This is a genomic window from Endozoicomonas sp. NE40 (genome assembly GCF_040549045.1).
GTDB lineage: Bacteria > Pseudomonadota > Gammaproteobacteria > Pseudomonadales > Endozoicomonadaceae > Endozoicomonas_A > Endozoicomonas_A lisbonensis.
In genome coordinates, this window is the sequence record NZ_JBEWTB010000002.1 from 960,652 (window position 1) to 975,293 (window position 14,642).

8 protein-coding genes and 1 pseudogene are annotated in these 14,642 nt (G+C 48.3%); 2 read left to right on the top strand and 7 right to left on the bottom strand.

The genetic code is table 11. The features are described from left to right. Nucleotides 1-65: 65 nt before the first annotated feature. The 5 genes from zipA to V5J35_RS05285 all read right to left on the bottom strand — a co-directional run bounded on the left by zipA (nucleotide 66) and on the right by V5J35_RS05285 (nucleotide 7,640). Complete coding sequence (zipA, locus tag V5J35_RS05265; RefSeq protein ID WP_354010255.1) at nucleotides 66-1,085, bottom strand: cell division protein ZipA; 1,020 nt, start codon at nucleotides 1,083-1,085, stop codon at nucleotides 66-68. A 224-nt stretch (nucleotides 1,086-1,309) separates the two neighbouring features. After that, the gene (gene smc, locus V5J35_RS05270; protein ID WP_354010256.1) at nucleotides 1,310-4,819 is read right to left on the bottom strand and encodes a chromosome segregation protein SMC; all 3,510 of its coding nucleotides are present in this window, start codon (nucleotides 4,817-4,819) and stop codon (nucleotides 1,310-1,312) included. A 273-nt stretch (nucleotides 4,820-5,092) separates the two neighbouring features. Continuing rightward, nucleotides 5,093-6,316, bottom strand: coding sequence for a hypothetical protein (locus V5J35_RS05275; RefSeq protein ID WP_354010257.1), 1,224 nt, complete (start codon nucleotides 6,314-6,316; stop codon nucleotides 5,093-5,095). 144 nt (nucleotides 6,317-6,460) lie between these two features. After that, nucleotides 6,461-6,934 carry a DUF2147 domain-containing protein gene (locus V5J35_RS05280; RefSeq protein ID WP_354010258.1) on the bottom strand — a complete coding sequence of 158 codons (474 nt, stop codon included), beginning with the start codon at nucleotides 6,932-6,934 and terminating at the stop codon, nucleotides 6,461-6,463. Between the two features lie 460 nt (nucleotides 6,935-7,394). Continuing rightward, entirely contained in the window at nucleotides 7,395-7,640 is a 246-nt protein-coding gene (locus tag V5J35_RS05285; protein WP_354010259.1) for a hypothetical protein, read from the bottom strand. 714 nt (nucleotides 7,641-8,354) lie between these two features. Here V5J35_RS05285 and V5J35_RS05290 point away from each other — a divergent pair. Beyond that, a pseudogene (locus V5J35_RS05290) lies at nucleotides 8,355-8,810 on the top strand (IS4 family transposase); the annotation flags it as partial. Nucleotides 8,811-9,341: 531 nt separating this feature from the next. Continuing rightward, nucleotides 9,342-12,020, top strand: coding sequence for an autotransporter outer membrane beta-barrel domain-containing protein (locus tag V5J35_RS05295; protein WP_354010261.1), 2,679 nt, complete (start codon nucleotides 9,342-9,344; stop codon nucleotides 12,018-12,020). A 68-nt stretch (nucleotides 12,021-12,088) separates the two neighbouring features. Here the strand turns inward: V5J35_RS05295 and V5J35_RS05300 are convergent, their stop codons facing one another. Next, nucleotides 12,089-13,297, bottom strand: coding sequence for an IS256 family transposase (locus V5J35_RS05300; RefSeq protein ID WP_354008570.1), 1,209 nt, complete (start codon nucleotides 13,295-13,297; stop codon nucleotides 12,089-12,091). Nucleotides 13,298-13,466: 169 nt separating this feature from the next. After that, nucleotides 13,467-14,642 (bottom strand): c-type cytochrome biogenesis protein CcmI, encoded by a 1,176-nt coding sequence (ccmI, locus tag V5J35_RS05305; RefSeq protein ID WP_354010262.1) that lies wholly within the window; start codon nucleotides 14,640-14,642, stop codon nucleotides 13,467-13,469.

The window sequence follows — 14,642 nt, forward strand, 5'->3', positions numbered from 1 at the left end:
TTAAAGCCCCGTCGCTTAACTAACCGTTAACAGCGACGGGGCTAATAAGAGAATTAGTGAGAGCGTTAATGAGAAAGCTTGATGGCCAGCTGCTTACGCTCGTAATCACGAATACGCTGGCGACAATGTTCCAGCGTCTGCTGGGTCATTACACTCATATTCTCATCCTTGAGTTCACCACCAAGATCCAGTGCCAGCTGTTTTGCAGTTTCTTCCATCTGGGCAAAGGCTTTCTGCGGCGCTTCCGGTCCGGGCAGACACAGAAACAGGCTGAGAATCGTCGTTTCTGTCGCTTCCATCCGTTCGATATCAAACGTACCCGGTTTCACACCGTTGGCAAGGCTGAACTGTATATGCCCACTGCCGTCTTTGCTGCTGTAGCGATGAAAAATCGACCGGTCACCAAAGCGCATGCCAGCCGTCAGTACACTTTGCAGCAGGCGGGTACCGTCAAACAGCTCATTGTTTTTAGCCAGCACGTTAATGACAACCACTTCTTCAATCGCAGGGCGGTCAGACAGTTTTTCCTTGTCCTTCTCCACCTTCCTGACAGGTCGTTGCTTAGCCCTTGTCTCCGGAGCGGCAGGCTCAGCCATCGCTGCTACTGAGTTTGCGTCATCCCGGGCTTTATCCTGTGCAGGCTTAATGTCATCAACCGGTTGCGGCTGATCATCGACAGAAGGGGCAGCAGGCTGGTCAAACCCGGTCTCCACGTTTCCTGTACGACCGCTGGCTAATGGCTCTGACAGATCCAGTCCGGGCTCAATGGCTGAGCCGAAGTCCATGCTGTCAAAATCCGGTTCGATACGGTCAAAGCGATTTGACCGGTCTTCCCTGCGTACACGTTTTGGTGCATCGGACTCAACCGCCTCAGTTTCAGGCAGTTCATCCTGCGCACCAGGGCGACGCGCGCCGCCATTGGGCAGCTCACTGGAAAATGACTCGTCGTAGCCTTTTACTTCTTCAATTCCAAACGTCAACTCAGAGGCTCGTTTACGAGCCAGACGCATACGGCGGTATCCATCAATAATTACTCCAATAATGACGATAACTCCGATTACTATCAGCCACTCTCGTAAACTCATGTCCATGCCATCCGTCTTACCGCACTTTCCGGTTGCTCAGTGCTTACTACCTGACTCCCGAACCGGAAAAATAAGGTGTATTTCATTCAATGGTACATCAAAAATACATGAATCGGACTACCCCGAAAGCAATACACGACCATGTTTTTATACTACATTACTGCTATGTTAATGCTACATCGCTACTAAATAGCTACTAATAAATAGCTACTAATAAATAGCTACTACATTGCAGCCATAGCAGCTGCTTCTTCAATATCCACAGACACCGGCCGGGAAACACCAGGCTCCTGCATGGTAACCCCCACCAGCTGATTAGCCGCCTGCATTGCAATCTTGTTGTGGGTGATGTAGATGAACTGTACCTTGTCACTCATCTCCGACACCATTTTTGCATAGCGGCCAACGTTAGCGTCATCCAGCGGCGCGTCCACCTCGTCCAGCATACAGAACGGCGATGGATTCAACTGGAAGATGGCAAAAACCAGCGCAATGGCAGTCAGTGCCTTTTCCCCGCCGGATAACAGGTGGATAGTACTGTTCTTTTTACCGGGTGGCTGCGCCATGATCGCCACACCGGTATCCAGCAGATCTTCGCCCGTCAGTTCCAGATAAGCCCGGCCTCCGCCAAACACTCTGGGAAACAGGTCCTGCAGACCTGAATTTACCTTATCAAAGGTACTCTTGAAACGTTGCCGGGTTTCCCGGTCAATTTTCCTGATAGCATTCTCTAACGTTTCCAGCGCAGATTCCAGATCTTCGTTCTGGGCGTCCAGATAGTTTTTACGTTCAGACTGCGTTTCATACTCTTCAATCGCTGCCAGGTTGATCGCCCCAAGTCGTTCAATTCTTGCCTGCAAACGTTCCAGTTCGTACTCCCAGCTCTGCTCTGACGCCTCTTCCGGCATATTGGCCAGTACCGTCTGCAGATCAAACTGGTCTTCTTTCAGCTGTTCAGCCAGCGTCGTCCGGCGTACCTGCATGCCCTGCCAGTCCATGCGCAGTTTTTCCAGACGGGAACGGGCAGTCTGTGCTTTCTGCTCGGCAGCCTGACGCTCTTTCTCGTATTGTTGCAGACGCTGTTCAACCTTTTCCAGTTCACTGCGGGCCGTCTGCATGGCTTCTTCTTCTTCCAGACGACGGGTCAGCAATTCTTCCAGCTGCTCCTGCAGCTCACCTTCAGGCGAGTGAGATTCGCTCAGGGAAGCCTGTAACAATTCTCTGCGTTCACGCAGTTTAGTGGATTGCTGGCTCAGCCGTTCAATCGCTGCCCGCAGCGACATGACCTGACTGTTGATACCCTGCTGCCTCAGTGCCAACTGATGAGAACGCTCTTTATCGTGACGGGAGCGCTGCCGGACGTCTTCCAGTTTTTCACGACAACGTTCCCGTTTTTCCAGCAGTTCGTCTTTATGACTGCTGTCGTACTCCATAATGTCCAGGGCTTCCTGCAGTTTCAGGCGGGATTCGTTGATACGCTCCTGCTCAAGCAGTTGCTGTTCACGACAGTCCGTCAGCTCCTGCTCAAGACGCCTGCGTCGCTCGGAGAACTGTTCCAGCCGAACTTTACGCCCCTGAAGGTCTGCCCGCACTTCACCCTGCTGACGGTTCAGGTCGGACAACTGCTGTTGAATTTCCTTACGACGATTTTCCAGAACATCGCCCTGCTCCCTGCGGGTCTGCAGATCTTCACCCAACTGTTCGAGCGACTGCTCCAGCTGTTCCAGCCTGATGGTCAGCTCTTCCAGCTCCTGCTGACGTTCCAGCACACCAGAGCTGTTATCGGCACTGCGATTAACCCGCAGCCAGCTGCGGGACAGCCAGATACCTTCCGGGGTAATGATCGATTCATGGGATTCCAGTGACGCACGCAGCCCTAACGCTTTGTCCAGTGATTCACAGGTAAAAATACCCGCCAGCAAAGGCAGGGCCTCACTACCAGCCACCACTTTACTGGCCAGAGCCACCAGACCCGATTTATCCGCCTGCGGTGTTACGGTCTGGCTGGAATCCAGCAATATGGCTGAACCCTGTTCCAGATTACCGAGAAAACGGGTGACCGGATCAAAACCATCGACACATAATGCCTGCAAACTGTCGCCCAGAACCGTTTCCATGGCCAGTTCCCAGCCACTGTCTACCTGCAGTTTTTCTGCCAGCCTGGGGCGGTTCTGCAATCCATGTTCTTCCATCCATACCAGCACGCCGGTATCCTGCCCCATGGCAGCCTGTTGCAAGGCTTCCAGAGAGGCATGGCGACCACGCAAAGTGCTGAGTTCTGAACGGCTGCGATCACGCTGCTCCAGCAGTTCATCCACTGTCGTACGATTCTGTTCGATTTCGGTCAGGGTATCTTCCTGACGCAGCTCCTGAGTCTCACGGGTCATTTCCAGTTCGGTCAGACGCTCAGCCAGCAGCTCCATCTCTTCCTGGTCTTCACCACCGCCAAGGCCATCCAGCTCGCCTTTCAGGCGCTGGTCACGCTCGGACAGACGCTGAATCACCTGTTCAGCGTGTTGAATGCGGGACTGTTCCACTTCTGCCGTACGACGGGGTTCATGAGAGCGCTGGTTAAACTGGTCCCATTCCTGCTGCAGGCGGTGCATCTCTTCTTCCACCTGAGCCAGAGCGTCACCGGATCCGGCTTCCTGCTCCAGCAGCATTTCCAGTTCAGGCTCAATCTCCAGTTTTTCAGCTTCGAGCAGTTCCAGCTGTTCCTGATCGTCTGCCATCTGCTCTCGGGCTTCCTGCCAGCTGTGTTCCAGCTGTTCAAGATCGTGGCTCAGCTCTTTTGCCCGTTCTTCACGGTGGCGAAGGGTCTGTTCGATGCGGGTAACTTCGTTGCCGGTACCATAGAACCTGGCCTGAGTTTCGTGGAAGTGATCGCTCAGTTCCATCTGTGCGGCACGGTCTTCCTCGGAACGGGCGTCTGCTGCGCGCTGCTGACTGACAGCCGCTTCCAGCTGAACTTCCAGTTCACTGATAACGTGTTCCTGAGATTTCGCGCCTTCATCAATGGTTTTCCAGCGCAACGCCTGTAACTGCGCCTTTTTCAAACGCTCTTCGCCTTTGAACTCTTTATATTTTTCCGCAGCCTGCGCCTGACGCTGCAAATGGCCGAGGCGCCGACCCAACTCTTCACGCAGGTCGGTCAGACGTTCAAGGTTTTCATTGGTACGGCGAATGCGGTTTTCGGTTTCCCGCCTGCGCTCTTTGTATTTGGAGATGCCAGCAGCTTCTTCAATAAAGACACGCAGTTCTTCCGGCTTGGATTCCACCAGGTTGGACACTATCCCCTGGCTGATGATGGCATAGCTGCGAGGTCCCAGACCGGTACCCAGAAAAATATCCATCACATCCCGGCGGCGACATTTGGTACCGTTGAGATAGTAGAAATTCTTGGCCTCAGAGGTGAGCAGACGCTTCACGGAGATTTCGCTGAATGCCGCGTATTCTCCGGTCACCCGGCCCTCGTTGTTGTCAAAGACCAGCTCAACCGACGCTTTGGCAGACGGTTTGCGACTGTTTGACCCCTTGAAAATAACGTCGGTCATGGACTCGCCACGCAGGTGCTTGGCGGAAGACTCACCCATTACCCAGCGCACAGCGTCGATAATATTAGACTTACCGCACCCGTTAGGCCCGACCACACCACTCATATTGGAGGGGAAATGAACCACGGTTGGGTCCACAAATGATTTGAAACCGGCCAGTTTGATCGATTTTAGACGCATCTTATCCTTTAGCTCATCGCTTTCGGGGCCACAGCATGCCGCCTCGCGGCCCCCATTCCCTGTCCTCGAGTGTTGCCTGGATCACCTACTGACGTATTGAACGAATCAAGTCTGATGACGTTCAGCAACGTTTCGCTGCCAAAAGCCTTAACTTTCAGAGTGTACACAGGATTAGACTAACAGGAAAAGTCGTTAAATCCGAAAAGATAAGACAAGATGATGGAAAACTAGTTCACATGTGGTCATAAACCGCATCCCTGCGGCCTTTACCCGTTAATGTTCGTCATGGACATCGGCGTACATAATGCTTGTAACGGTCATACGAGCACCTCTGAACATTGGATAGGTATTCTCTTTTGCTTTCATTTCACTTCGCAAGACTTTAATGTCGTCGAGATAGGTGGCTTTATGTCGGCGGCTCAGCTCCCCCCTGACAGTGATATCCCTTGGATCAACATCATCAATATCACTTCCTTCAGGCAGTGCGTTCACACCGCTTGAAATCACATCAAACCAGGGGGTATCTACCCCGGCAATTTTTAAAGCCTCTACGGCAAACTTCAACACTTTAACAAACGAAATGTTAAGATCCCTTTCCTTGAGTACCAGCCGAACCTGATCAGCCCCTCTCCAGAAAAGCAGTTCGGTATTTCCTTCATTCATTCCTTTTTCGGTCGCCCAGTCCACATCAACGGTGTCCATGCGAATGAATTTGCCATCTTTGTAGTAAAGAACCAGAAAATAAATTTCAGGCTTGCCGAACCACTCCCCGGTGCGCTTTAGCTTAAGTTTGAGCAGTCTGGTTTCCTTAGCCCAGTTCCTGCCATCCACTGTGGTTGAAGCTTCTGCTTCCGGAGCAGCCTCAGGATCAGCAACCATGGACATTGGCTTAAAACGATAAACCAGGCGCACCGCATCCCTGTCGATGTCGTTCAACCTGACAATTCTGAAATCACATGCGCCCTGACGACAGTGTCCGGCATCTGTTACACGGCCAACTTCAGGCACTTTTCCATCATCCCCTACCTTCGCATCCGGATCGGGCCTGATATAACCCACCAGAGGTTTGTCCGTTTCAGCTATACGATAGTAACGCCATTTGAGAATTGGCGGATCAGACTCATCAACCCGACCATACATATAGCATCTGGCTATTGTTTGAACTTTTTTCTGCGACGCCTCCAGTGCAGTTATCTCGTTTTCCAGTTCTGGATAGTGTTTCTTTACCGCATCAGGAAATGCCTGTAGAGGCAGTTCATGGTATTTATCATTTTCCGTCCCTTCTTTCATAACATACTGGAACTTTTCACCATTGCGCTCCAGCCGCAGTGAAGTAATAAATTCATCCTGTGCAGCCATTAACTGTTCAAACTTCGTGTTATCAGGCTGCTTCTGAAACTCAACGCATTCTTCAGCCGTCATCGCCGAAACCGGCACAGACCCCAGTGAACCCAATAGAGGCAAGGCAAGCAGCCAACTGCAGGAAAATTTAACCATAGCAGGAGTACCTGACTGATTCGGAAGGAAAGACAAAATAAGAGAGAAAGACGTGAAGGCTGACCTGAAATCAGCCTGACTATTTATTAGAAGGCAATGGTGCTTCTGTCAAATGAAGTGAAGAAGGTAATCACTTTTACTCAGCTACTTTGCCCGTAACCAGACCTGAGTCCGCCCAATAAGGGCAAATCCAAGGTAACCCCTGACTTTTAATCTTTCTCCACCCTCTGTCAACGACAGGCTCGCGCTGTAGATTTTCCCGGAAGCAGGGTCAAGAATTTTACCATCGTCGTATTTATCGCCATCCCTGGTTAATCCCCAGATAAAGGTCATTCCTTCTATTTTCTGATCTTTGAACTCACCCTTGCACTGCTCACACAATTTGCCCCTGGATGCCGGATCGGCAATCTGTTCAATTCGTCCTTTGAGCTGATTGTCTTCCATGTAAATGGAAACAAGGCTTTCGACCTCATTGGTATTTTCATTCACGGTATGCCATTGACCCACATAGCTATTGGCAGAGTCGTTATTGGCAGAGTCGTTATTGGCAGAGTCGCCATTGGCAGAAGCATGTAGCGATAAACAAAAGAGGGTGGCTGGCAGCAGTTTTTTCAGCATGGTCTTTTTTTATTGTTTTAAGTGAATGCTTGACGATAACAGGTCGTTTTGCAGCAGACAACACTCAAACACCTGGCAATATAATCAATCCAACCTGTTTGCTGAATCCTTTCTATTCCAGTAATGTATGCCCAACTTTCTGGAAACTAATCAGGCTCCACAACTTAAACTCGAGAGTCGAGTTTCAGGTTTATGGCTGAATGGTCAGTATAGCTTTGCCTGCAGACACTTGATTAACGAGTTGGGCAGAAGCTTAGATGTTGCACTTAAGTCTGTTCTGCGGCTGGATGGTTGCGGCATATCATGGCTCCGATCCAATTTTGAACATGCGCCACATACCCTTAAAAAAAGGGAGATGACCCAAGAGATATTGACTTATCACTCCTCTAAACGCCCTTTCGCCGGCATACCAAAAAAGTCCCTCATTGGGCTGAAACATTTCCAGCGTATCATTTTCGTGTCAAAAGCCTATTGCATGACCATTCAGATTATCTTCCATATAAAATGCTAAATAAAAAAGTCCAGAATTTTCTTCCACCCAGCTACAAATTTGAATTGCATCGTTAAGCGATCTTCCTTCTATACGATCCAAAACAATAAGGTTTTGGCTTTCTAATAAAAATTCAAATCCGCGACAACGACTGTCTATAAAAGCAGATTTGCAAGACATCAGACTTTTTAGAAAACCAGGTTTGCAAGTCATCATGTAGGCCCCTTGAGTAATTGAGATTGACTCCATATCAAACTCACTGGCACTTTGGACGCCTCTACCCCCTGAAGCGATGCATTTTTTATCCAGTCCACTACCATGGCAGCACAAATGCCACCTGGCGCAGTAACAGGCTGCAAGGTATGCTTATTCCAACGGGCAGCAATTGAATAACTGTTTGATATGGAAAACTTTTTTGAAGTAATACATAAGCAATCTGCCCGGCTCTTTTCCATTTAAAGGTAAGAAATCCTGAGAACTTACCCCCGAACGCTACTCAGAAAACCGCGTCCGCCCGAGAATCAATCAAATCAACTACCCGGTTGTTTGCAGCCAATTGGTTGATTTTAATCGATTTTTTTAATACTAGTGCAAAATAACGAAAATATCAGTTTATACCTACAAGTCAAACGTAATGAAACGATGTACTAGTTTTTGATAGACGTGGGAGTCAACGCCTTCAGGAAATAAGTCCTGTGTCGTATGACCACAACTGTATTGTTTGACCTCTGCTACATGAGAGGTTACTTCAAAGCAGCCAAAATGACCTGATTCAAATACCTGCCTTCAATCAGCTTAATAATTTTTGCCTGTGTACGGGACAAAAATTCCAGAAGCTTGGATTTTCGAGGGGTTGGAGGGTATGAGCTGACTCCCATGTAGAGTAACCTGTATGGTCTCTAACCTCCGTACAGTTTACCGTTGTCGTACATGGAAGAAGTCAGCTCACTGGCCGAGAAGCTTAAGCTTCATCTGCCTTGGCATCAAGCCCGAATTATCTTTTTATCCCAGTTTATTCTGTCTTTGATTTTGAGTCGTTCAACGAATCTCTATCGGGTTGCAGAAGAGTTCCAGACCTCTGCCCAGGTGGAGTCGAGCTACCGTCGCATCAAGCGTTTTTTCCATGGTTACAGTTATTGCTACGAACAACTTGGCAAGCTGATTCTTCACTGGTTGCCTCTGGATCGTTATCTGCTCTGTTTGGATCGAACAAACTGGAAGTACGGGACCAAGAACATCAACTATCTTGTAGTATCCATTGCGTGGCAAGGTGTATCGGTTCCCATAGCCTGGACCTGTCTCGATAAACATGGTGGTAACTCAAGCTCTGCCGAACGAATTGAACTGATGCAACGGGTTTCTTTCCTTATAAAACACTATCGGATTTACAGGCCTTTTTAATTCGAAAATATTACTTTAAGTTTATGGTTTGCCAACTGTACGATGCCGAACCTTTAGGCTGTGTGTCTGACTCTTTTTCTACTTGAGAGCGCTCAAAATCGAGATTATTCAACGAGCATAAGATCCAGACTAGAAGTTGGAGTTGCAAGAATGAAACAAGTTCAGGTGTTAAAAAAAACCCTACTTTCTTTAGCCGTAGTTTCAGCATTTGGTGGTTATGGGTCAGCTACAAAAGCTCAACAGGATTCACCATCAGGAGGAGGATCATCAGCCACCTCTCCGCCTCCGCCGGCTGCAACTGAGGGTGTAAAAAAAACAAAACCTTCAGATAAGGTCGACTTTGATGCGCTGCGTAAGAAATCTGAAGGTATCACGGTAGATGCTTCGAAAATGGGTCTTGATGTTTCACTCGTTAAACGTGAACGAGAAAGTGAAGATCAATTCAATAACAGAGTTAAAAAAGCTGTAGATAAATTTAACAATCTGCCAGCAGATGATTTCAGAAAGATGTTACTGATGAAAAACCCCAAGGCGGAGCCTGGTAAGGAAGAATATGTTGTTCCTGAGGTAATCAGGCTTAAAGGCTTTGACTTGCGTACTCGTGAACTTGCTGTAGCCTTTGGGCTGCGCATTGTTGAGGGAGTTAAACCTGAATTGTATGATTCTTCTAACCCTGTTTCAGACAGGGCTGTGGTACTTGCCTCAAAATTAGGGACGGTAGAGTTGGATGGTTTTAAAAACAGTCTGGAATCCCGACTGCCAGATGTGAGCTTTGCTAATCCTGATAATCCTGCGTCAAAAGAACCTTATGGTACTTATGTTGTCGCTGAAGGCTCCGATGTTTATCAGTTATCAGTCGGTGGTAAAAAATCGATAGATGCTTTTATCGTCGAGAAGTCTAAATTCCGGGCAAATGGTAGCGTATCTGCGTCTAAGGTGTTGATCAAGGACGCTGACATCCGTATAGCTCATGAGGCAGGTTCTATTGCAACTCAGAATCTGGTTGTGGAAGGTTCATCAAAGATTTCTTTGGTTGATGAGGATACTGATGAAAAGAAAAAGAGCTTAACGACCATTCTTGGCGCAAATCTGACGAAAGATTCGGTAGACACCTTCAAAATAGGCAAGGGTTCTGAAGTCTGGGCTAACGTTAAGGACTACGAAGAAGGAACCGTTGGCGGTACTTTGATTTCCAATAAGATTGGTTCACCAGCAAAACAAATCAATAAACTCGATTTAAAGCAAGGTGCTTTTCTTGGCATATATAGCATTGATGGTAAAGCTATATATGGTAGTGAAAAGCTTGATATGTTGATTGGTAACGGTGTGACCGTTATTCATAATGTTAAAGGCTTTAATAAAATTGTTCTTGATGGTGGCTTGCTGGAAGGTGATTTGACTGGTTCTCAGCCGAATGTTGGAGGTAAAAAAAATCCCTTTGAAGGTTCTGTCGAAATGAAGTCAGGTACTTATCAGGGTGGTAAAGTGACAAAAGTGGAGTCCATTACTATTTCTGGCCCGGTTCGTTTGATGCCTGGTGTTGTCACCGAACTGAAAAAAATGAATGATGACGGTACTGTTCAGAGTACAAAAGCTAAGTCAATTGATATGCACAGTGATATCGCTGTTACAAATGCTGCTATTGTTGAAATCTCAAAAGCTGGTGATTTGAAAAAAGGTGAGTCACACGTAAATGTAAAAGGTAGTATGACTTTCCAGAAAGGTAGTGGTTTGGCTGTCGTCGTTGATGATATGACAGCTGACAGGGTTGGTTTGAATACTGCCTACTTGAATATTAAAGAGGACGGTTCAGGTAAAGGCACACTTAAACTTGAAGGTGACAACAGGGTTCATATTCGTCCCCGGAACTTAATGGAACCCGGTGCTTATGAGGCAACGAAACAGTTGTACAAAGCGGCTAAAGATGGTTCAGCAGCTCCCATTCCTATGACGATTGTCAGCTTTAAGACTACTGACGGGACGTTTGAGGAGCCTGTCAGCGAATACCCATTGCTGAATGTGGCTTCGATTAAAAAGGGTTCCCCCGGTTACGATGATAAATCCTATAAAGTCAGTTTGACATTCAACAAAGATCCACGAGGCACTTTCCGTTCCATGTGGAATATGAGCCACAATGATGCTGAAGTCGCGTCTGCCGCTTTGCTGTCTTCTCTGGAGGCCGGTGGTGAAGCCGGTAAGGCGATGTTTAATGCTATTCAGGAAAGCGGTTACCAGAAAATAGCCAGAGAGCACAAGTGGGAACCCCATGCAGGCATGGGAATGGCTGCGGTGACGGTGACTCAGAAAACGAATCAGTCCATCAGCCGTCATCTGAACAGGCACCGTATCGGAATTGCGACGGGCGATATGTTTGAGTCACGGGGTTTCTGGGGTGAATATTTCTTCAGTGAAGGTGAAATGGATGATACCCGTGATGTCTGTGGATTCGAGAATACAGTGAATGGTATTAACCTTGGTTTTGATGCCTTGCTGAACAACCAACTGACCGCTGGTTTTGCCTTTACATACGGTGATGTAAAAACTAAAACCAATAAGCTTGGCCAGGAAGCCAGTGGCGATACTTATATGGCTACTGTCTATACAGGCTGGACCATGGATGATTACTTCTTCGATACCATGTGGACCTATGGACGCGGCAGTCTCGACATGAAACGGAAGACCAGCCAGGGTAACTACAAGTCTGATACCAGGAGTGAGACTCTGGCGATTCGCCTGGTCGGTGGTTACAACTACCAGGTCAACCAGTGGCTGATTCAACCCCAGGTAGAGTTTAACTATGCAAAAGTTAAGTTCGATGACTTCAGGGAAAAGCCACGGGACGGAGAGTTTGCGCAGTCTGTGAAAATGAACGACTTTGAAGTGATGGAGCTGGGCGCAGGTTTCAAACTAATAGCTGAATATGACGTTTCTAACGGCATGCTCAGGCCTGAGTTCACTCTGATGGGTTATCACGACTTTAAAGATAAGAAGCCTGAAGTGCGGGGTATCTTCCTGACTGGTCACGAAGCTTATCATGTCATTGGTAAAAACCGTAACCATAATCGTGTTCTGTCAGGTGTTGGCCTGAAATATGAAATGAACAACGACCTGACCCTGGGCCTGAACTACGGTTACAACTGGCAGGGTGACTACACCGCCCATGGCGTTGTAGTCAGCGTTCGTTACGACTTCTGACTCAGAGCTGGCTGCTTATGGTCAGATATCGAGCCTGTAATTAATTCTGTGTAAACGCTCAACCAACTTTACTGCCTGAACCGGTCTGGAAACATAATTGCAAACCGGTTCAGAGCTGATACCCAATTCCTGATGGGCATCGTCCATTTCGCTGAAGCTCTTTCCATCGCCAGATAAATCACCTTCATCACAGAGTTATCTGATGGGAAGATCTTCCGTTGCTTGATAGCTTTTCTGATCACGCTGTTCAGCGATTCTATAGCGTTCGTCGTGTAAATCGCTTTCCTGATATCATCAGGATAGTCAAACAGGGTTATCAGGTTATCCCAGTTGTTGCGCCAGGATTTACCTATCGATGGAAACTTATCATCCCAGGTCACCTCAAAAGCGCTCAGTTCACGTTCAGCCTCGTCCACAGTAGCTGACTGGTAGATCTTCTTCAGGTCCGTTGATACGGCCTTACGATCCTTGTAGGACACATACTTCAGAGAGTTACGAACCTGATGGACGATACACAACTGAATCTGGGCTTTTGGATAAACCGTGTTGATGGCTTCAGGGAAGCCTGACAGTCCATCAACACAGGCAATGAAGATATCTTCAAGGCCACGGCTCTGAAGCTCTGTTAAAACCGAGAGCCAGAATTTGGCTCCCTCTGTTTCGGCAATCCAGAGACCGAGAAGTTCCTTTTGGCCTTCAATATCAACACCAAGAGCGACATAAACGGTTTTACGGACAACCCGCTTATCCTGATGGACTTTAACGACGATGCCGTCAAGGTAGACAATGGGGTAAAGGCTTTCCAGAGGGCGGTTCTGCCAGTTCTGTACTTCCTCTTGAACAGCTTCAGTCACCTTGGATATCAGGTTGTGTGACACGTCTGCGCCATACATTTCCTCCAGGGCATCGGCTATATCGCGGGTGGTCATTCCACGGGAGTACAGAGCCAGAATCTGCTGATCCAGCTTGTTGATTCGGGTTTTACCTTTGGCAATAAGCTGAGGTGAAAATTCACCGTTGCGGTCTCTGGGGGTTTTGACCTCGACTTCACCGAAGTCGCCCTTGAGTGTTTTTTTGGAATAACCGTTGCGACTGTTTCCGGAGTTTTGACCTTCAGGCGCATGCTTGGAATAGCCAAGATGATCTTCCAGTTCAGCGGCCATGACACGCTCAACAGAGACTTTCAACAGCTGACGACTGAGTTCGGCAAGATCATCTTGAGTCTTTATTTGACTGGCAAGTTTTTCGACGAGTTCCGGATCGATGTCAACGCTCATTGTTATTCTCCTCTTTGGAGTTTTAACGACAAGCGTTTACACAATTTGAATTACAGTCTCCAGATATCATTTTAACCACCAGTGTCTGTAACAGGACCTGAACTTCCTGCCCTGCTATTGCGGGGCTTTTTTTTGTTTGCCCAGAGAGTTAAGCATACGACCTGCAGGCTTAACCGGCAGGTCGTATCAACAGTTCAACCACTTCTTTGCTTTCAAACCGGACAGACTTCACTTCACCTTTATAATCTGGGTTCATCACGTCGCCGGAAAGGCTTATTGTCGCCACCACATCAAGCAGATCCGTTTCCGACAGTTTACTGCCACCCATCATCATGGCTGTGCTGTCATCCAACACCACTTCCCCGGGAAGCTCTGATACCAGAACAGGTTTCACAGCTAATGGCATACGCCCTTCTCTGGCTCTGGCAAATACCATCACCCTGGTATTGCCCGGCAAAGACTGCAGCTCTGGCGCCAGAGACACCATAACCCTGAGAGAGGGCATCGGCTCACCCAGCATCTTTTTCGCCTGATTAATTCCGGTCAGCAACGACTCCCTTGCCACCGGGTCGGTCTCAACAGAAAAGGCCTTATCCCAGGCTGCCAGCGCACCAGCATAGTCTTTCTGTTCAAAAGCGGCAATCCCCTGCATCCCCAGGGCTGTTGTATTAAATTCGTTGCGTGTCAGGGCTTCGTGCAGCAACTGACTGATCTCAGCATCAAGCCGGCTGTTGTTTTTCAGATACAGTACCTGAGCCAGCTGGGCAGCCCCCTGGTCACTGTCAGTAAGTTCATAAAAGCGGCGGTAGGCCTGTTCCGAATCATCCATTCGTCCCAAAGCCAGATAACGCCCCCCCAACAGATACAACGCCTGAGGGTTGTCAGGCTTACTCTGTTGCCAGTTCTCCAGAGTATCCAACAAGGAATCCGCGTTCAGCTCTGGCTCTGCCAGCGCTTCTGCCACCTGCAGTTCAGTCTGTGCGCCCAGCTTCCAGTAAAGAGGCACTGTCAGCAGGGGAATCAACAGCACCAGCAGAGCCGACAGGGCAACACCGGGACGAACGTCGAGATACTCTTTCGTTTCCTCTTTTGCTTTATTGCGCCTTGCTGGTACATCACTTAACAGTTTTTTCTCAAGCTCAGCACGCATCTCTGCAGCCAGGGAAGGCGAAATCAGCCCTTGACTGAGTTGGGCTTCCAGCTCTTTCTGTTGCTCCTGAAACTGTTCTATATTGGCTTCCCGGGCTGACGTACCAGACGACTTTCGCCGTTTAACCAGCAAAGGTACTGCAGCAAGAGCAATGGCAGCCATAATCAGTAAAACGGCAGAAAACCAGAAATTCAT

Excerpts from the sequence above, each read along its gene's own strand:
- smc (WP_354010256.1), bottom strand. The coding sequence starts at position 4,819 with ATGCGTCTAAAATCGATCAAACTGGCCGGTTTCAAATCATTTGTGGAC.
- V5J35_RS05295 (WP_354010261.1), top strand. The coding sequence starts at position 9,342 with ATGAAAAACCCCAAGGCGGAGCCTGGTAAGGAAGAATATGTTGTTCCT.
- V5J35_RS05300 (WP_354008570.1), bottom strand. The coding sequence starts at position 13,297 with ATGAGCGTTGACATCGATCCGGAACTCGTCGAAAAACTTGCCAGTCAA.
- zipA (WP_354010255.1), bottom strand. The coding sequence starts at position 1,085 with ATGAGTTTACGAGAGTGGCTGATAGTAATCGGAGTTATCGTCATTATT.
- ccmI (WP_354010262.1), bottom strand. The coding sequence starts at position 14,642 with ATGAATTTCTGGTTTTCTGCCGTTTTACTGATTATGGCTGCCATTGCT.
- V5J35_RS05280 (WP_354010258.1), bottom strand. The coding sequence starts at position 6,934 with ATGCTGAAAAAACTGCTGCCAGCCACCCTCTTTTGTTTATCGCTACAT.
- V5J35_RS05275 (WP_354010257.1), bottom strand. The coding sequence starts at position 6,316 with ATGGTTAAATTTTCCTGCAGTTGGCTGCTTGCCTTGCCTCTATTGGGT.
- V5J35_RS05285 (WP_354010259.1), bottom strand. The coding sequence starts at position 7,640 with ATGATGACTTGCAAACCTGGTTTTCTAAAAAGTCTGATGTCTTGCAAA.